This is a genomic window from Sphingobacterium deserti (assembly GCF_000757725.1).
Taxonomy (GTDB): domain Bacteria; phylum Bacteroidota; class Bacteroidia; order Sphingobacteriales; family Sphingobacteriaceae; genus Sphingobacterium; species Sphingobacterium deserti.
In genome coordinates, this window is record NZ_JJMU01000014.1 from 125,459 (window position 1) to 144,937 (window position 19,479).

Here is a 19,479-nt window from a genome sequence, read left to right on the forward strand (position 1 = left end):
AGTAAATTTCGAAAACTTTAAGAGTTGATTGACTAATCAATATAAAACAGATATCGGCTTGACCCACTATCACTATGTAATAAATCCTTTTCTATTTGGGAGTAATTTACATAAATCCAGTCCATCAGTCTCTTCGCTTTCGCGCCTTCATTGCTATGTACTGCCACGTCGGAGAGCTGCCCAATCGAGGCGTCATATATAAAAGATACGGCTATACTTTTTTTACTATCTAGAACCCCGGACCAGTCTGGATCAAATTTTAACACCTGACCTTCAAAACGGTCTTTAATAAAGTAAGCTACTTCGGTGTACTGAATAGATTCCTTATCAAGGGAACGGTCTGGTCGAACTTTCACTGTGGTTACACTGTTTACGGGTTGCCCATAGTAAATTGCCTGTTTCCATTTAGGTTTTAATCCCGCATACAAGCTTTTGGAAAGAAGATCATCTCCAGTGAATTCAACTTCACCTGATTTATGAATAAGTATATCCACCTGCTTGACATTCTCAAATAAATTAGGGTCTCGTATTATTGCGGCCCAGTCTTGTAATAAAGAGTCTCTAAAGTCATAAAAGCCCCGAGCCACCGACGCATAAACAACCACCGGACCAAAAAGCTGTCTCCCACAGGTAAACTCTTGAAAATTTACAATCTTCCGCAAAGTTATCGGATCCGTAAACACATAGAGGTGGTAACATTTCTCTTTCGTAAAAAATCGATTGTAGCTCGATAGCAAAGGTTGAACGTACTGATTTAATACACGCCCGTAATCGAATAGAGGTACGGTAGTATCCGCAGAGAAGCTGAAATGTACTCGTTCATGCCTATTTAAATGTAACGTATCCGGCAATCTTGTAGAGATTAGCTGCGCTAACGACTGCAGATCTGTTGGTTCTTGGCTAAATCCAAAAGCGGATAGAAGAAAAAATAAATAGGTTAGATAAATGCGCATATAAAAAAGTCGTTAGCTTACCACACGTCGTTTGCTTCCTATGGATAGGATGACTATTTTCTACTTTTTCCATAAAAAAAGCTGCACCATAAGGATGCAGCTTTAAATTATGCGTCTCAAACTTACGCTTTAGGCGCGTCGTTTGCCGGCTTTTGTTCTTGCTTTGGCTTGTCTTCGCGTGGTGGGCGAGGCAACAACACTTTACGCGAAAGTTTCATCTTACCTTGCTTATCGATATCCAATAATTTCACGCTAACCATATCACCTTCTTTGAACACACCGTCCATCGTTTCTAAACGTGTCCAGTCGATTTCAGAAATATGCAATAACCCATCCTTACCTGGCATAATCTCCACGAAAGCACCAAATGGCATAATAGATTTCACTTTCCCTTCATAAATTTCACCAATCTCTGGCTTCGCAACGATTGCTCTGATGCGGGAAACCGCAGCATCAATAGCCGCCTTGTTGTCGGCAAAAACCTGAACGATACCTTTTCCATCCACTTCTTCGATAGAGATGGTCGAAACTGTTTCGCGTTGCATTTCTTGGATAATTTTACCGCCTGGCCCGATAATAGCACCAATAAATTCTTTATCGATTGTCATGGAGATGATGCGTGGAGCATGTGGTTTGTAATCTTCACGAGGCGCATCGATTGTTTTCTTCATCTCGTTTAAGATGTGTAAACGCGCTTCTTTTGCTTGATCCAAAGCTTGTGTCAACACTTCCCACTTCAATCCATTTATCTTCAAGTCCATCTGGCAAGCTACAATACCTTTTTCAGTACCTGTCACTTTAAAGTCCATGTCACCTAAATGATCTTCATCACCCAAGATATCCGATAGAATAGCATACTTACCACTTTTCTCGTCTGTAATCAGCCCCATTGCAATACCAGAAACCGGCGCTTTCAATTTCACACCCGCATCCAATAAAGCTAAGGTCCCTGCACAAACAGTTGCCATAGATGAGGATCCATTTGATTCCAAGATATCAGACACCACACGGATAGTGTATGGATTTTCTGTTCCTTCTGGAAGAACCTGTTTCAAGGAACGCATAGCCAAGTTACCGTGTCCGACTTCGCGCCGACCAGGGCCACGGTTAGGTCGTACCTCACCTACCGAAAACGAAGGGAAGTTATAATGCAATATAAATTTATTGTATCCATGGATAAATGCGCCATCGATCATTTGCTCATCATCTTTAGCACCTAACGTTACAGACGTCAACGATTGTGTTTCACCACGTGTAAACACCGCTGATCCATGTGCTGCTGGCAAATAATCAACTTCTGACCAAATCGGACGTACTGTACGTACATCACGGCCATCCAAACGAACACCTTCATCTAATACCAAGTTACGAACAGCGTCATACTGTACGTCATGGTAATATTTCTTCGCTAAGAATGTTGTTTCTTCATCAATCTCCTCACCTAAGGTTTCAAAGAATGCTTTTCCGATCTCTGAAAACTTCTCCGCACGTTCGTGTTTTGTAGAACCTGATTTTGCAATTGCATAAACCTGATCGTATGTCGCTGCAAAAACAGCATCACGTAGTTCTAGATTAGATGGCTCATGATTGAACTCACGCTTCACGCTAGATCCAACTAAATTCGCTAGCTCTATTTGCGCAGCAACTTGCTTTTTGATCGCGTCATGTGCGAAAGCAATTGCTTCTACCATTTCAGCTTCTGAAATCTCTTTCGACTCACCCTCAACCATCACGATATCCTGTGCAGAACCCGCAACGATGTATTCTAAACTAGCTTGCTCTAATTGAGAAAGCGTTGGGTTAAGAACTAATTGTCCGTCGATTTTAGCAACGCGAACTTCAGAGATTGGACCGTTGAAAGGAATATCAGAAACAGCTAATGCTGCTGATGCTGCCAAACCTGCCAATGCATCCGGCATAATATCTTTATCTGCAGAGATCAACGAGATCATAACCTGTGTGTCTGCATGATAAGTTTCTGGGAATAACGGGCGCAATGCTCTATCCACTAAACGTGAAATTAAGACTTCATAATCCGACAGACGTGCTTCTCTACGTAAGAAACCACCTGGGATACGTCCTGTAGAAGCATACTTCTCTTGGTAATCAACAGATAGTGGGAGGAAATCAACGCCTGGTTTTGCTTCACGCGCGGAAACAACCGTTGCCAATAACATGGTATCTCCTTGCTTTAACACTACTGATCCGTCCGCTTGTTTAGCTAACTTACCTGTAGATAACTCGATCGGGGCTAATCCGTTGCCCAAGTCGATCGAAACTTTTTTTTCGTTATAACTCATTTGTAATTCATTTCGACATACGTTACATCTTTTACGTATGTCCTCTTATTTATAGACCTTTAAAAATCATACAAAGTTAAGTAAAATTTACACGTTATGATGTAGCATGTGAAAAAACAATATTGCACAGTGCTATAGATTTTTAAACCGATTGCTCCAAAACAAAAAAACCACCTACGTTCTGTAGATGGTTTTTATTTTTTACTTCTAAAAGCTTATTTGATGATATCACGTAAACCTAATGCTTTGATAATAGCACGGTAACGGTTGATGTCTTTTTTGTACAGGTAAGCTAATAATGAACGGCGTTTACCTACTAGCATTTGCAGGGAACGTTGCGTGTTAAAATCTTTTCTGTTTTTTTTCAAATGCTCTGTTAAGTGAGCGATTCTTTTAGTGAATAAAGCTACTTGTCCTTCTGTAGAACCTGTGTTTTCTGCTGCACCTGCAAATTCTGCGAAGATATCAGCTTTGTACTCTTTACTTAAATACATTCTTGAATAATATTAAAGCGTTAAAAATTTAATGAATTGCCTGCAAATGTAGAAATTAAAAAGTAAAAAGTCAAAATTAAAAAGTAAAAAAAGTGGGAAGTCAAAAGTTAGAAGTTAGAAGTCAAAAGTGGGAAGTCAAAAGTTAGAAATCAAAAGTGATAAGTCAAAAGTTAGAAGTCAAAAGTGAGAAGTGATGTCACGCATTGCTCACTACAAACTACTCATTACTAAGTGCACATTACTCCCTCCTCCTCAACAGCACATGCTTAATATTTTTGCGGTTATGCGTGTAAACGATATGGATTAATCCTTTTGCATCCTGCATGATCGTTGGATAGCTGAATTCACCTTTTTCCTCGTCTTCCAGATGTAGGACATCTGACCAATGCATACCGTCCGTTGATGTGGCCATACGTAGTTTCGCGCGCCCCTCCCACCAATCCTTTCCAGGCAGTGCCGGATTGTAAACGATGTAGAATCGATTCCCAACACAAATAGCATCTGTTCCGGAATTTGGGTTGATAAGGTCAGTCTTTTCCAATGTCGACCAGCTTTTGCCGCCATCAGTAGACCAGGCCGTTGCCACCACCCCCTCTTTACTTCTACAAAGTACCTGCAGCCGGCCATCTGCATGCTCCACGATACTGGGTTGAATAACATTCATCTTCCCATTGTGATCTATCGGATGAACTTGCCAAGTCTGCTGCTGATCGTCACTACGTTCCACATGGGCCATCCAGCGATCTTCATTAATTTCCACACTAGATGGAGAAAGTATGGTGCCATCGGCTAAAGCTAAAGGCTTATTCTTTATTGGCCCTAGGATGCCCGGCGGTAAACGTTTTGCTATCGACCAGCTTTTACCTCCATCATGAGATGTTTTGACCATCCCCCACCATTCGCGCGGATTTGGCCCCACTTTATAGTAAAGATACATTAGGCTTTCTTTTGCTGCGCGAAAAAGAACAGGGTTCCAGCATGGCTGTTGCGTGCCGTCCGAAAGCTGGCCATCGGCCCAAACCTGTGGATCGGTCCATTTGCCATTTTCGTAGCGCGCCCCCCAGACCCGTACATCGCTGCTCCCCTCGTGTGTGCCCGCGAACCAACTGGCCAACAAAACACCATCAGCGGTTTCTTCAATGGTGGAGGCATGACACTGTGCGAAGAATTTGCCCGTTTCAAATAAGAACTCACTATGTTTCACTTCCACCATGCCTTCCTGCGCGCAAAGAGGGGCAAGCTGGTATGCACAAGCCAATAGCAATACAATTAATTTCATTGTTACCGGTTTTTATTTACTATCCAATTGGATTGCCGTAGCGTATTTCAGTGCTTCTTTCGGCTTTTGCACCGTTATTTTATCCCCTTTTTGCGACCATTTCACTTTGCCTTTAACCCCCAATACACGTAGCTGTTTCACAGAAAATCCAGCTGGTACCGTAAATTCAAACGTAGATGGTGCCACGTAGTTTGTTTCGCCGGAAAGATGGAAAACATTCAGTTGCTTGGCATCTTTACTTTTCGTATAGTAGTAATCTCCTTCATGGTAAGGCGCAACGGCACGTGTAGCGAATACTGCTGAGCCATTCGTATCCATCCAAGATGAAAGCTCTTTCAGACGATCATAGGCTGCTTGATCGAAATCGCCATTCGGTCCAGGCGCAATATTTAGCAAATAGTTCCCGCCACGCGAGATAATCTGCACCAAGGTTTCGACAAGCTTTTTGGTTGGTTTGTAACGATCATTAGGTATATAGGAGAAAGAATCGCCCATCGTGATACAACTTTCCCAAGGAATGTCTAACGGATGTTCGGGGATAGCTTGCTCAGGTGTCACGTAGTTTTCCCAATTGCCAGGCACCGTTCTATCGACGACGATAATACCAGGTTGGTTTTTGCGGGCCATCGCACCAATACGATCCATATCAATATCCTGCTCGACCTTAATCGTGCGCTGCCATTCCACGGTTGGATCAATCGTTTTGAACGGACGAACCCAGCCGCCATCCAACCAAAGGATATCCACTTTGCCGTAGTTTGACGTCAATTCATTGATTTGATTAAACGTAAATTGCTTGTATTTTTCCCAACGTTCTGGATATTTCTCGGGATCATAGTTTACATTTCTATCTTTCGGCGGGAAATAAGGCCACCAGTAATACTCAGTATGCCAGTCCGGCTTTGAAAAATAAGCACCTATTTTAAATCCTTCCTGTCGAAAGCTGTTAAAGATCTCTTTCGTTACATCGGCTTTCGGGTTGCTGGAAAACGGCGATTTGGAAGAGGTAATTTTATAATCAGATTCCTTCGTGTCAAACATGGCGAACCCATCGTGATGTTTTGTCGTAAAAACCACATACTTCATACCAGCCGCTTTAGCCGCATCAGCCCACTTCTCAGGGTTAAAGGCTGTCGGATTAAATGTCGTTTGCAGGTTTTCGTAATTCTTCACATACTCGTTGTAAGTTACGCCATGTTCGGGCTTGCGTTGCGTCCAACCCTCATCTTCCGGACATAGGCTCCAACTTTCAACGATTCCCCATTGGCTGTATGTCCCCCAATGCATAAAAAGACCGAATTTCATATCCTGCCACTGTTCGAGGTTTTCGATAACCTGCGGGTCAGTCGGCTTTTGGTACCCTGATGATACATTATGAGCTTGGGAAAAAGCAGCGCCAGCCGTAAAAGACAAGGCTAAGGCTAAAACGTTTTTATAAATTGAACGCATGCGTATTGATTAAATTAGCTAATTAATATTCGAATAGCCAATATACGGTTTATAAGGAAGATGAGCAAGTTGAAAGAACCTGTATAACGGCATTCGCCGCTTAATAATTAAATATTCCTTTTCTAGCCCTGTCATATCGAATTCCATGATTTCTTTTGCCATTGATAACGATGTCCGACAGTTTCACACTAAACAGATAACACATCGCTATAATAGATTGTGAAAATCATGAGAGAACAACTAATATCGAACGAATATAGCTTTCATCAGCAACGGCAACATTAAGTGAATGCCTAACGACATTAACATGTTTCATTTGACTAAATTGGAAGACATCGACTCAAACATACTTTATTTCGCTAAAATTATAGTCCTTTTATTTGCATATTAAATTCTATAACTATATATTTGAATTTCCCTAGGATTAACGGTCATTTAACCAAAATAGAGTTTTTAAATTAGGTAGCCTTAATTAATATACATGGGCGATATTTACAACTTTATTAAACCATTTTTTATGACATCTATCTTCCTGGCGCTAACACGAACAAATCTTATATCGAAAGATGTTATTGCCTGTTGCAATTTCTTTTCATCTATTGATTATATTAATGCACGGAATTTTTTCGTTTTTCTTTGCTATAACGACTGCGCTTATCCTATTTTTACAGCCGACCAATCCCCCCTTTAATTTTAAAAAACCGAAATTATGTCAAAAAAGTTAATCTATTTGTATGTTATTGCGGTACTAATATTGATCTTTAGCGTCTTGCTTTTAGCGCGCCATCACGATGCAATTTCAAGTCCTGTCACTACGCATATAAACCTTGTTGGCGAGGTGGATAAAATTGGGGATAAAGTCCATTTAATTTACGCGCTATGTGCGAATGGAGGCCTCTTATTGATCAGTCTGTTTTTCGTATTAAAACCACAATATGCGAATTACCCCTTTGAAATCACAGACGAGAATAGAGCGTCCAGCTATCAAAAGATGCGATTTTTCCTATTGATCCTTTGTATTATCACGTCCATTTCATTCAACTACATGATTCTTAAAGCCATAAACGCAAGCCACCTATTTATATATGTTATTTCATCTACCGCCTTCTTTGCTTTTATGGTATCACGGTATTGCGGAACAGTACGAAGCTAGTCGGCCGTAACTATTTAATCTGTCATCAAGTTTATATTAGTAAGGCCAAACCTATCTGCTTTTTCATAATCGAAAATAACATGTCATTTTTTTCTTTCGAGCTGTCTTTTGAAAAACGTATTGATTCAGATTCTTGATTAGAAAGCTCATCTTTTCGACACGTTATAGATCCAGTTCTTCGTTTATAAATACTCGTCTCACATTACGTTTTCCGATAGGGCGTTCTGAAACATTTATAATCAGCAGACTAGCCGAGCAGCAAGCTGTGCGGGCTTTTTATTTATTTAATATTAGTTACAGTAAAAAGCCTGCATCACGATCGTGATGCAGGCTTAATAAAAATATGAAGACAACGTTTACTTTACATCCCAGAAGATCTTCGTATCGCGGGTGTCTTTCGCTTGAACAGCACTGTAGTTATCGCTATTGTTAGTTACTTCAGAAGAAGGGTACAACAAACGTACAGGCGGGCGTTCAAAACCATTTAAATCGTCTACCGGAAATGCTGGAAGGACAGGATATTTTGTTCTGCGGTATTCCGACCAAGCTTGTTCACCTTGCAACCAACCAAAATGTAACCATTTTTGCGTACCGATCAATTGCAATTTGTTTGCCGGAGTACCGGTGTAAGCGATATTAGAATTAGTTACAAATGCGGTAATCACCGAATCCACAGGAGTCGACACTTTAGTTGCGTGCGTACTAGTAGTATTTAGATAATAGTGAAAACTGATCGACTGTCTAACAGCAGTTTCGTAAGCCACTTTTGCATCCGCCGTGCTTCCCCAACGCTCTTGTGCCTCAGCTTTGATAAAGTTCACCTCCGATGCTGTCATCAAAACACCAGGCAATTTATTGTTAATCCATGCTGTTGCCGAATCAACTACAGCGTAGTCTTGGAATTGCTGCTCTGACTCTACTTGCGTGAACGTTATAGGCATGGCTCTATATGTCGGATTCTGGACAAATGCGTTATTTACCGTTTTACCAAATTTATCAAATAGCACAGGTATCCGTGGATCGTTCGATGTATTAAGCACCGTGTTAAGCATGTAGTCTGGCGCATAATGGCTCGGAAGCTCTCTCAGCGCATCTAATAAACTTGACGTATACGTGCTTAATGGAGCTAACAAAACATCAGAAGAAGGCGTGTAATTACCTAAATTATCACCGTCTATTAGAGGGTAATCAGCAGGATTGTTCAACATTTCCATAATTTCTGTTCTTGCAGTACTCTCATTCACATTGGACGTACGCATGAGCAATCTCAGACGTAAAGAGTTAGCATATTTCTGCCATTTCAAAGCAACTCCACCATTTAAAATATCCGCCCTAGTGAAATCACTGGTAGGACTGTAGCCTTTAAAAAAGGTTGATGCGTTTTCAAGCCCCTCTATAAATACTGCATAAAGCTCTGTCTGCGAATCAAACTTAGCTAAACTAATTTGATCAGTCATTGGAAGACTCCCTGCTTCAGAAAAAGGAATATCACCAAAGTTGTCCACAAGCTTGGATGCCTGATCATAAAGCACTACGCGCGCCGCATACATAAATGGATCAAGATCCGCTTTCTCGGTGTCACTCAAATCTGCGTAGGCTCTTTCCATCGCTCTATAAACACCCAGTAAACCTGGACCGTAAAAATCATTCCAGTAACCATTGATATAAGAATCATTTTGCTGATACATTCCATTCGCATTTGTAAAGAATGTCGTTTGGGTGTAACGTGCTTGGTGCTGTAGTATGAAAGTACGGTAATGCCAATATTCCGATCTGAATCTTGAATTTGTCAACATCTGCGATAAGAATGCACGGATGTTTGGTGTCGCTGTCTGTTCCGGATCTAAGTATTTATCTTCTAGCTGGGATTTACAAGAGGTTGCACTTCCTAGCACGAATACCATGGAGATGGCGATTAATATATTTTTTATCTTTTTCATTGTTTTACTATTTGATAAGTGAACGATTAGAAGTTCGCATTTAAAGAGAATCCAAAACTTCTTGTTGCTGCGTTCGAACCAATATCTACGCCTTGTGAATACCATTGTGTACCAACTGGCGCTTCTGGATCAATGTCTTTAATCGAACGGTAAAAGTAGAATAAGTTACGACCGATCAACGACACACGAAGATTGTTAATTTTCACTTTTTGTGTGAAAGAATCTGGAATTCTGTAACTAATTACCGCCTCACGAAGCTTGATAAAGTTATTATCCAATACGGCTGCCTTTTCATTCCAAGCGTTGTTACCCCATCCGAAAGTGTTTAAGTAATATTGTGCTGCGGATAGATTAACATCATTTACCGCACCAGAATTTTCATTTACACCTTCCAGCGTAATTCCGGTTTCTCTGTAATCCAGTGTACTTTCTAAACGGCCTGCTGCGTAGGCGTATTTATGAGGTGCAGAAACCATCTGCCCGCCAAAACGGTAATCTGCAGTGAAGTCTAAGCTAAAGTTTTTGTAAACGAAAGTATTACTTAAACCGCCGATCGCCTTAGGCATAATGTTGCCTACTTTTTCGTAACGTGATTTATCAATAACATAATAACCTGTATTGGTTATCAAGAATTCACCGTTTTCATTAGTTGCTCTCGGATGCACATAAATATTGCCCAATTCTTCACCCGGTCTAGCCTCTAAACGAAGGGAGCTTTGATCCATTTCATAGAAAACAAGCCTAGAGATACCCTCCCGAAGCGAGTTCAACTTCGACCTGTTGTTTGAAAAGTTTAGACGAGCGTTCCAACGAAAGTTTTCGCTTTGAATTGGCGTTCCTGTTAATGATAATTCCCAACCTCTATTTGCTATTTCGCCTACATTCACGATTTGGTTCAGCGCGCCTGTAGAAGCAGCAGTCGTTAAAGGCATAATTTGATCTTCGATACGGTTGGTATAGTAACTCGCATCCAAACCTAAACGGCTATTTAAGAACTTCAATTCTAACCCGACTTCCGTTTCATATTTACGTTCTGGTCTTAAATCTAAGTTACCATAGCTGCTATTTACGTTCAACGCTGTCACGGGGTTAGTCGGCGTAATTAATGCGGACTGTCTAAATGCGACATTCGAAACATACATCGGCGCATCATTACCTACGACACCGTATGATGCACGTAATTTTCCGTAATTGAAGAACTCAGGCAATTTGAATGCATCGCTGAATACAAATCCTGTATTCACAGAGTAGTAATTGTATGTATTGTTTTGAACAGGAAGTGTCGACGATGATTCACGTCTCGCTGTACCTTCTAAGAATAAATAGTTCTTATATCCCAAATTCATTAGTCCGAGATAAGCATACTTCAGCATCGATTTACGGGCATGCGTGGTAACAGCTTGACCGAAGCTATTGGTAATACTGAACCAGTTTTCAGAGACTAATCCACCTTCTGTTCTAGACATCTGGTCGTCGTAGTTTTCTGTTCTCGATTGAAAACCTCCACTTAGACTGAAATCAAAATCTTCCGAAAATTTATCTGCGTAAGTCAACAAGGCGTCACCATACACGATGGAGTAGATTCCCTTAGAAACTTCATATTTACCCGTGCTGTTAGTTTCATTGAATCTTATAGAAGCTTCGTTGTGCTCTTTATTTTCAATATTTAGGGAAGTCACATCTGTACCAATACGTCCTCGTAGACTTAATTTATCGATAATTCTATAACTTAATGTTGCGCTAGATAAAAAGCGATTCTCTTCCTCCTCATAAATATTCCGTTTCTGTTGCCAGAAGTAGTTTAGCAAATTAGTGCCATTGAAAGACAATGGAAATTCACCAGGTCTATTTGCGCCCCTGTTTTGAAACTTATATCCTTCAGCAGTTTGATAAAGTTCATTCTTCATCTTCGCAACATCTTCAGCACCACTGAAGAAACCAGCATTGGATCCAAGTACATCACCCATCAGTCCTGGTCTGTTCTTCGTTCTTGTATTCACATAGTTCGCCACTACATCTAAATCAACTCGGTCAGACACCTTCACTGTACTATTTAAGTTGAAAGAGCTTCTATTTTGTCTACTGCCCGGCGCTATAGCTTTATAGTCCATATTGGACGCAGATAAGCGGTAATTGATCTTTTCTGTCTGATTTGACAAACTCACATTGAAGTTACTATTATGTCCTGTATCGAAGATATCGGCATAGTTTCCTCTGTTAGCACTATACGAGCGAACAGAGCCATCCCACCATCTCACATCACCCCCGTCATACCGAGGTCCAAATTGCGCGTATGTATTATAGCGCAAAAGGCGTTCACCAGGATAACGCGGATCGGTTAACCATCCTTCTTCTGTCGCCCCAGCCGCCAAGTTACTGGTTGCTGTAGATCCGGGACCAAATTCATATTGCAGGTTTGGAAGAAATGCAGCCGACTCAATCGTCCCCGAATAGTTGAAATCAATCCCCAATCCTCTGCCTTTTGTACCTTTTTTCGTCGTGATTACAATCACACCACTTGCCGCATCCGAACCGTATAACGCGGTAGCACTAGCTCCCTTTAATACAGTCAATGATTCAATATCGGCAGGATTAATATCTAACATACCGTTACCACGGATACGGTTATCTTGCCATATCGCCTGTCCACCTGGATCAGTTACACCCCCAGAGTTGTTCGTACCGCGCGCGCCAGCTTGTTGGTCATTCCGAATCATTACACCATCCACAACATAAAGCGGCTGACGGTTATAATTTAAGGAGTTGATACCACGAATCTGCACGTTTACCGCGCTGGATGCACCTCCAGGTGCGGTTGAAATGCGTACCCCTGGTGCCTTACCATAAAGTGCGGAACCGATATTCGTGTTTCCGGCTTCCGTAAGTTCCTTTGCAGAAATTGTAGACGCGGCATACCCCAACGCCTTTGTTTCCCTTTTGATACCTAATGCCGTAACAACCACTTCATCTAAGGCACCGGCATCCTCTTTAAGATTAACGTTTAACCGGTTTCCGGAAACAGTCAACTCTTGCGTCAAATAGCCCACCATCGTGAAGCGTAGCTTCGATCCCGCAGGAGCCTGAATCGAATAGTTACCGTCCACATCCGTTTGTGTGCCATTTGTCGTTCCCGATACCGACACCGTGACGCCTGGTAGAGCGCCGTTGGCATCCGTCACTTTTCCGGTGACGGTTTGCTGTGCAAATAACGCACTGATGCTGAATAGCATCAGCAGCGTTAAACTGCAACACTTTTTGTAAATTTTGCTCATTGTTGTTGTAATTTGTTGTGTTTTAGTTTTGGGTATATTATGTTAGGTTGTTGCATCGCTATGCAAGCGCTTGCAATAGTTTGTACGTTTTTTAAATCCGACACGACAATATCCGTTAGCCGAGATAATCTGGGTATACAATATTCCTGAATAGATGAACGAAGTGCTGGTAATAGATCATCCCCAAACCGCTCCCCTTTTCCGCTCACGATGATACGCTCTGGATTCATTATATGGATTAAGGTGGATATCCCTTTTCCAAGCATGTGTATGATGTTTTTAACTGCTCTGAGCGTTACTTGATCGCCATGCGCAAATGCATGAATTAAGTCAGAGAGTGCTACCTCATTTCCTTCTTCAGTTATTCGTTGTAAGTGGGAAGCTTCCCCAGCAAGCAAAGCAACCTTTACGGAATCAAAAAGGCTAACAAGCGAGGCTTCAACTTCTAAACAGCCTTTCTTTCCACAGGAACATAATTTTTGGCTATTTGCCAACGGAATATGGCTAAACTCCCCGGCATAACCACTATGCCCTTTATAAATCTTATTTCCGATAATCATCCCTAGCCCCACGCCCCAGTTGAAGTTGATAACTAAAATATCCTGACTGCCTTTGCCTTTCCCAAATTTATGTTCAGCCACAGCAATAGCACTGGAGTCGTTAGCAACGGCGGTAGGATAACCTAATTCTGCCTCAACATGCTGTCTTACTTTGAAGAATAATGATTCCGATGGGAACGAATGATTCAAGCCACGCTCGCTATCGACAAACCCGGGCATTGTTAACCCTACTAGGCAATGTTCTGGCTTGTTGACGCTTTCTAATACTTCTTGAGCGGCGGCGATTATTACAGCAAAAGCTTGTTCGTCTTCATATATGCGTACCGGAAACGTTCGTATAGGAATCAGTAACGTATTCCTGATATCCATGACGCCGATGGATGTATAAAACTGATCAATAGCTATAGTGACAATGATTGGTAAGTTAGATATGGATAAAGAGTACCGCATAGCACGCCTCCCACCTGTAGAGGCCGCAAATCCATCTTCCAGCAAAAGACCTTTACTCAATAATTTCGTAACCTCCCCCGCTATTTTAGGAATGCTTTTCCCGGTGCAGGCACTCAATTCCGATACTGATAAACAGTCTGAATAGTAGAGATGCTTAATTATTTCGTTCGTCAAATTCATTGTAGCTTTTCGGCTATCGATTAGTTTGTTATCATAACTGGCGGTGAAAATAAAAAAAGTTTTTTGAAATGGCCAACTTTTTAAAATAATTAATAAGTGATGGCTAATTTTTAAAAACTAAGAATTTATCCGGTGCATTTACATCACATGTTTTTATAGTTAATATTTACCAATATAATCCTTGCGCGTTTTTTTCGAATCCCTCATTTTTCAGGCAGTACTAGAAGACGTTAAAAAGACATATTAAAAAAAAGGGGACGCCAAATGACGTCCCCAGTTATCAAACTTAGTTAAAAGTACTCAATCAATAGGTTTGACTATTACACTAATTTACATCCCAAAATATCTTTGCATCGATTCTATCCTTTGCTCTGACCGCCTCATAATTAGTTGGATTATAAGTACGCTCATTTTCCGGATACAATAAACGAGAAGGCGGAAGACTTTGTGAAGATGAATTGTCATTCGCAAAAATTAACGTTGGATAATTGGTTCTGCGATACTCTGCCCATGCTTGATGAGCAAGTATTACAGAAAAATTCGCCCAATTTTGAGTAGCAATCTTCTCCAATTTCTGCTGCTGAGTACCTGAATAATTGACTTTCGCGCTAGACAAAAGGCTTATTATTTCTACTTCTGTAGCGGGTGTCTCTGGTCTGTAAGCGGTACCGTCAGCGTTATCATTCAAAGCATTTATATAAAACCAATACTCAATAGACTGTCGAATTCCTTTCTCATATTCATCCTTCGCAGCACTCCCAACGCCCCAACGCTCGTTTGCTTCAGCCTTTAAAAAGCTTATTTCTGCAGGGGTAAAAATTATACCCGGAAATTTATCATTCCTACTAAACGTTGCAGAGTCAACGCGCGAAATTAAGTTATTACTGATCTGATCTTCCTGCACCGTCGGATCTAAATTTGGATCAAGACCTAAATAATCTCCGTTAGCATTTTTTGAAAAGAATACGCGTAGACGAGGGTCGTTAGAAGGCTTCATCAAATCATTAATTAAAAAACCTGGGGCATAATTAAACCCCCCGCTTTCGAATGAGTTTCTTATTCCGTCTACACCGACTACACTGCGCAACTCTGCACCCCTAGAATCTATTTTGATAGAGTTTGCTATCGTTGTAACGAGAGGATACAAGGTCGGGTTTCCCAATATTTCAGTGACTACAGTTCTTGCCTTTGCTTCGTCTGCATATGATATCCTCATAGCAAGTCTCAATCTCAAGGAATTCGCGTATATTTTCCATTTTTCAAGACTCCCTTGATTAATGATATCAGCTTTGTCGAACATTGGTTTATAAAACGAATTGGTTTGATAAGCATTTAAATAGTCCGCTACTACTTTCAGATCATCGATAAATTTGTAGTATAGCTCCTTTTGATCATCATACTTTGCATTTTGAATAAGGCCACTTGAGGTAAGTATATGCCCAGCTTCACTAAATGGTATATCGCCCCACATATCAATCATTTGCGCAGTCTGATCATATAGAAATATTTTACTAATCTGCATGAACAAATCATATCCAGCCTTCTCTTCGCTGCTTGACAAATTATTATAAAGCTTCATCATTTCCGTATAGGATGAAAAAGGTCCAGTATAATAGTATTGCCAACGGCTTTGCGTATAAGCAGTTTGTTGCTCATATCGTCCATTAGTCGCGGTATAACCAAATAACTGGCTATATTTTCCAGGCATCGGTAGGTGAAAAACATAAAGATTCCAATACCGTGGCATTATTGTATTAGCGCTCGCCTTGCTTTGATTAAACAGTAGCCCAGAGAACAATCGAGGAATGTCTGCCTCCACGGAGGATTCTGGGTTATAATAGTTTTCGTCGAAACTATCTTGACTACAGGAACTCGCTATTAGACCGAGTATAAAGCCAATATATATTACATTCTTTTTAATACTTTTCATAATTTTCAAAATTAACTTCATTTAAAACGATGCTCTTAATGATAGCCCAAAAGAACGTGGAACAACTCCAGCATTTCCTATGTTCGCTCTCGATATCCAATTTGTGCCCCGAGTTGCTTCTGGATCTAAATGTGGAATTGTTTTATGAATGAAAAATAAATTTCTGCCATAAGCTGATACCACCACATTCTTTGCTTTTATTCGATTTGCTAAAGTAGCTGGCAATGTATAAGCAAAAGATATTTCCCGCATTCTAATGAAATCATTATCAAAAACGGCAGACTTGTAGGTACCTGTTCTTGCTGCACCAGGATAGCTACCCCAATAGTTAGACAATCTATAGTATTCGCCGGCTTCTATCACGCTTGTGTTCGTTGAACCATCTGCATTTTTCCCTTCTAACACGATCCCATCGTGAAAAATGGTGGCGCCTGAAGGAGCTCCATTTCGAGCATCGACAAATCTACCATCTGTAGCCACATAGTATGGAATACCGCCAGTCTGTTCATCGCGACCGAAAAGTGTTTCCTTATACATCCCCGCACTTCTTCCATACTGAATCGACGGGGAATACACTTGACCACCAAAGCGAAAATCGATAACTGTATTAATTAGGAAAGATTTGTATTGGAAACCATTAATAAACCCACCCACTGTTTTTGGCTGAATGTTCCCCGCAACTATTAAATTATCATAATCCGGTATATAGAAACCTCGGCTATCAACTAATAGGTCGCCATCTGCATTCTTCTTTAAATCATAAGTATAAATATCTCCGGCAGCTTTACCAACCTCAGAGCGGACATAAAGCGAACCATTGTCAACGTTAGTATGCTCGAGCATTTCAAGATTTTCAGCAAGCTTTGTTAATTTATTACGATTGAAAGCAAAATTTATTCTGGAATCCCATGAAAAATTTTGATTTTTAATTGGTGTAAAATTCAAACCAATTTCCAATCCATAATTCCGCATGTTTCCCACGTTCTGCATAATCTTGGATGTTCCTGTAGAGAAGGCGACATCCAAAGGAACGATCATATCAACAATTTGGTTGTTGTAATATGTTAAATCTAATCCTAGTCGATTGTTTAGAAAATTGTTTTCCAAACCTATTTCAAATTCTCTCTTAGTCTCGTTTTGCAGATTATCATTTCCATATGTATTAGGTAACACTAATGTTGGTGTACCAGATACAGATCGAGCGTCGTATACGACGTTAGCAGTATACGGATCAGGAGGATTTCCTACAACGCCAAAAGATGCTCGCAACTTACTGTAGCTAATGAATGTTGGCATTTTCAACAAATTGCTTAACTCCAAAGCACTACTGATAGACGGGTAATAGAATACATTATTACCTGACGATAATGTCGAAGTTCGCTCCTGTCTAATAGATCCTTCTACGAATAGGTAGTTATTAAATTCAAGTCCCGCTACACCAAAAAGACCATCTTTGACAAGATTTCTTCTACGCGCATACCCGCGTGTTGCACTGTTTGAGGCATTCATGGAAAACCAATTTCTCTGAGAGAGACCGCCTTCTGTATTAGCTGACGAATAGTTATAGGTTTCTTCCCTTCCTTGGTAACCCGCTTGGAAATTTAGAGCTGTCTTTTCTGAAAGCTTGAGGTTATATGATAATAGGATATCACCATATAAAATATTGTATCTATTGTTTTCGACACTGTAATGTCCGGAAGTTCCTATGTGCAAAGGAATTGTGTTGGGCTCCTTGTTCTCTGAATGAAAACTAGTAAAGTCGGTCCCTAACGTACCACGTAAACTTAAATTATCTAGAATTTTATAGTTTATTTTACCTGTAGCCATCAAACGGTTGTTATACTCATCATATTGTCTTTCCCTTTGTGTCCAAAGGTAGTCCATGTAATCTCCTCCACCAACGCTTAATAGGAAAGCCTCCTCCGGATTCTGCGTTCTGTCGGCCGCGGTCACATATTTATATCCTTGACTAGTCTTATAGTACTTCTCGAACCAATCGATATTGTTAACGGCACTTAAAAACCCGGTGTAGTTATTCGTCATACGATCTATCATATAAGGCCTATTGTTAATATGCTCGTTGACATAATTTGCTATAACACTAACATCTAGCTTTGGCGTGATATGGTACGTAGAGTTAAGGTTAAAAGTGTTTTTATTTTGGGGGCCACTTTCCATAACGCCTTGATAGCTATTCCGCGTATAAGATAATCTGTAGTTCGACTTTTCATTGGCATTATAAATAGCGACATTGTATATGCCGCTGCGACCGTCTTGATAGAATTTCTTATAGTTGTCCTTATAAGCTACATAATTTCGGATCTGCCCATCCCAAAAAATAGCTTCCTGTCCGTTAAATCGTGGACCAAACTGCCCCCAAGCACTAAATCGAGGCTGCAAAACAATATCTCCCTCGTTGTACTGCCCCGGAGCAGCTATGTTCAACGTTGATGCTTGATTCGGAGTTCCAAACCAAATTCTACCATTGGACACCGTACGATGAATAAAACCGTCATTTTGTACCCCCCCTACAGATCTCGCATATCCTGGACCAAAATCATATTGATAATCCGGCAACATTGCTACTTGCTCAATACCTTGGGAAAGACTGAAATCCACGCCAAATCCTTGCGATCCTTTCCCACTTTTTGTAGTAATAACAACTACTCCGGCGGCGGCATCAGAACCATATAAGGCAGATGCCGCTGCCCCCTTAAGGATGTTGATACTTTCGATATTTTCTGGATTTATATCTAAAATACCGTTCCCTCTTATGCGTTGATCGTCCCAAAAGCTTTGGTTATTAACTTCCTCATTTCTTGTAATAACTCCATCCACTACGATTAGAGGTTGCCTTTGAAAGCTGATGGAATTCATGTTCCCCCGAATATCAATACTCACAGCAGAATTTCCACCACCAGCATTCGTATTAATTGAAACTCCTGTAGCTTTTCCATACAAAGCTGAAGCAAAATTGGTCGGTGAAGACTTGACAATATCTTCACCTTTTACGGTAGAAATTGCATATCCAAGTTTTCTTTGTTCTACTGTCCTACCCATTGCCGTAACGACAACTTCATCCAGCGCGCCGGAATCTTCTTGCAAAGTAATGTTCACTGTTTGCCCGGTCACTTCAATTTCTTGAGCGACATAGCCCACTGTTGAAAAGCGTAATTTTTCGCCCCTAGCCACCTGAATGCTAAAGCTCCCCTGCGCATCGGTTTGGGTACTTCGGTTGGTTCCGGGAACGACGACGGTAACACCCGCGAGCGCTCCGTTTGCATCTGTTACTCTCCCCGTAACAGATTGTTGTGCAAATAACGTGCTGATGCTGATTAGCATCAACAACGATAAGATGCAACCTTTTTTGTAAAGTTTGCTCATTTTCGATTAGTTTATTCGTGTTGTAATAATTTGGTCTTAACGCGTCATCACGACGGGTAACGGCTCTAATTGTTCTGATTAGTTTTGTTAATACATTATTTCTGTTAATTATCGGTAATTGTACTTTAGACTACG

General features: G+C 40.8%; 11 protein-coding genes. 1 reads left to right on the forward strand and 10 read right to left on the reverse strand.

What is annotated here, in order from left to right; translation table 11 throughout:
* Nucleotides 1-32 precede the first annotated feature (32 nt).
* The 5 genes from DI53_RS04800 to DI53_RS04820 all read right to left on the reverse strand — a co-directional run bounded on the left by DI53_RS04800 (nt 33) and on the right by DI53_RS04820 (nt 6,475).
* A complete protein-coding gene (locus DI53_RS04800) occupies nt 33-953 on the reverse strand; it encodes a hypothetical protein (RefSeq protein ID WP_037496046.1) in 921 nt (306 codons plus the stop codon).
* Between the two features lie 122 nt (nt 954-1,075).
* Nucleotides 1,076-3,253 carry a polyribonucleotide nucleotidyltransferase gene (gene pnp, locus DI53_RS04805; protein WP_037496048.1) on the reverse strand — a complete coding sequence of 726 codons (2,178 nt, stop codon included), beginning with the start codon at nt 3,251-3,253 and terminating at the stop codon, nt 1,076-1,078.
* Nucleotides 3,254-3,468: 215 nt separating this feature from the next.
* Nucleotides 3,469-3,747 (reverse strand): 30S ribosomal protein S15, encoded by a 279-nt coding sequence (gene rpsO, locus DI53_RS04810; protein ID WP_037496050.1) that lies wholly within the window; start codon nt 3,745-3,747, stop codon nt 3,469-3,471.
* 238 nt (nt 3,748-3,985) lie between these two features.
* The gene (locus tag DI53_RS04815) at nt 3,986-5,026 is read right to left on the reverse strand and encodes a sialidase family protein (RefSeq protein WP_037496052.1); all 1,041 of its coding nucleotides are present in this window, start codon (nt 5,024-5,026) and stop codon (nt 3,986-3,988) included.
* A 12-nt stretch (nt 5,027-5,038) separates the two neighbouring features.
* Nucleotides 5,039-6,475, reverse strand: coding sequence for an alpha-L-fucosidase (locus tag DI53_RS04820; protein ID WP_117624843.1), 1,437 nt, complete (start codon nt 6,473-6,475; stop codon nt 5,039-5,041).
* Between the two features lie 709 nt (nt 6,476-7,184).
* On the opposite strand from DI53_RS04820, the gene DI53_RS04830 reads away from it, so the two are divergent.
* The gene (locus DI53_RS04830; protein WP_037496058.1) at nt 7,185-7,628 is read left to right on the forward strand and encodes a hypothetical protein; all 444 of its coding nucleotides are present in this window, start codon (nt 7,185-7,187) and stop codon (nt 7,626-7,628) included.
* 356 nt (nt 7,629-7,984) lie between these two features.
* Here the strand turns inward: DI53_RS04830 and DI53_RS04835 are convergent, their stop codons facing one another.
* The 5 genes from DI53_RS04835 to DI53_RS04855 form a co-directional block, all read right to left on the reverse strand.
* A complete protein-coding gene (locus DI53_RS04835; RefSeq protein WP_037496060.1) occupies nt 7,985-9,568 on the reverse strand; it encodes a SusD/RagB family nutrient-binding outer membrane lipoprotein in 1,584 nt (527 codons plus the stop codon).
* Between the two features lie 26 nt (nt 9,569-9,594).
* On the reverse strand, nt 9,595-12,840 hold the full coding sequence (locus DI53_RS04840; protein WP_037496061.1) for a SusC/RagA family TonB-linked outer membrane protein: 3,246 nt from the start codon (nt 12,838-12,840) through the stop codon (nt 9,595-9,597).
* Nucleotides 12,837-14,030, reverse strand: a complete 1,194-nt coding sequence (locus DI53_RS04845) for an ROK family protein (RefSeq protein ID WP_052072070.1) — start codon at nt 14,028-14,030, stop codon at nt 12,837-12,839. Before DI53_RS04845 ends, DI53_RS04840 begins: the two co-directional genes overlap by 4 nt.
* A gap of 325 nt (nt 14,031-14,355) precedes the next feature.
* Entirely contained in the window at nt 14,356-15,960 is a 1,605-nt protein-coding gene (locus DI53_RS04850) for a SusD/RagB family nutrient-binding outer membrane lipoprotein (RefSeq protein WP_037496200.1), read from the reverse strand.
* 21 nt (nt 15,961-15,981) lie between these two features.
* Nucleotides 15,982-19,344 carry a SusC/RagA family TonB-linked outer membrane protein gene (locus DI53_RS04855; RefSeq protein ID WP_037496063.1) on the reverse strand — a complete coding sequence of 1,121 codons (3,363 nt, stop codon included), beginning with the start codon at nt 19,342-19,344 and terminating at the stop codon, nt 15,982-15,984.
* Between the last annotated feature and the right edge of the window lie 135 nt (nt 19,345-19,479).

What these genes read in the sequence shown, in the direction of transcription:
- DI53_RS04800 (WP_037496046.1), bottom strand. Translation starts at nt 953, where the DNA reads ATGCGCATTTATCTAACCTATTTATTTTTTCTTCTATCCGCTTTTGGA.
- pnp (WP_037496048.1), bottom strand. Translation starts at nt 3,253, where the DNA reads ATGAGTTATAACGAAAAAAAAGTTTCGATCGACTTGGGCAACGGATTA.
- rpsO (WP_037496050.1), bottom strand. Translation starts at nt 3,747, where the DNA reads ATGTATTTAAGTAAAGAGTACAAAGCTGATATCTTCGCAGAATTTGCA.
- DI53_RS04815 (WP_037496052.1), bottom strand. Translation starts at nt 5,026, where the DNA reads ATGAAATTAATTGTATTGCTATTGGCTTGTGCATACCAGCTTGCCCCT.
- DI53_RS04820 (WP_117624843.1), bottom strand. Translation starts at nt 6,475, where the DNA reads ATGCGTTCAATTTATAAAAACGTTTTAGCCTTAGCCTTGTCTTTTACG.
- DI53_RS04830 (WP_037496058.1), top strand. Translation starts at nt 7,185, where the DNA reads ATGTCAAAAAAGTTAATCTATTTGTATGTTATTGCGGTACTAATATTG.
- DI53_RS04835 (WP_037496060.1), bottom strand. Translation starts at nt 9,568, where the DNA reads ATGAAAAAGATAAAAAATATATTAATCGCCATCTCCATGGTATTCGTG.
- DI53_RS04840 (WP_037496061.1), bottom strand. Translation starts at nt 12,840, where the DNA reads ATGAGCAAAATTTACAAAAAGTGTTGCAGTTTAACGCTGCTGATGCTA.
- DI53_RS04845 (WP_052072070.1), bottom strand. Translation starts at nt 14,030, where the DNA reads ATGAATTTGACGAACGAAATAATTAAGCATCTCTACTATTCAGACTGT.
- DI53_RS04850 (WP_037496200.1), bottom strand. Translation starts at nt 15,960, where the DNA reads ATGAAAAGTATTAAAAAGAATGTAATATATATTGGCTTTATACTCGGT.
- DI53_RS04855 (WP_037496063.1), bottom strand. Translation starts at nt 19,344, where the DNA reads ATGAGCAAACTTTACAAAAAAGGTTGCATCTTATCGTTGTTGATGCTA.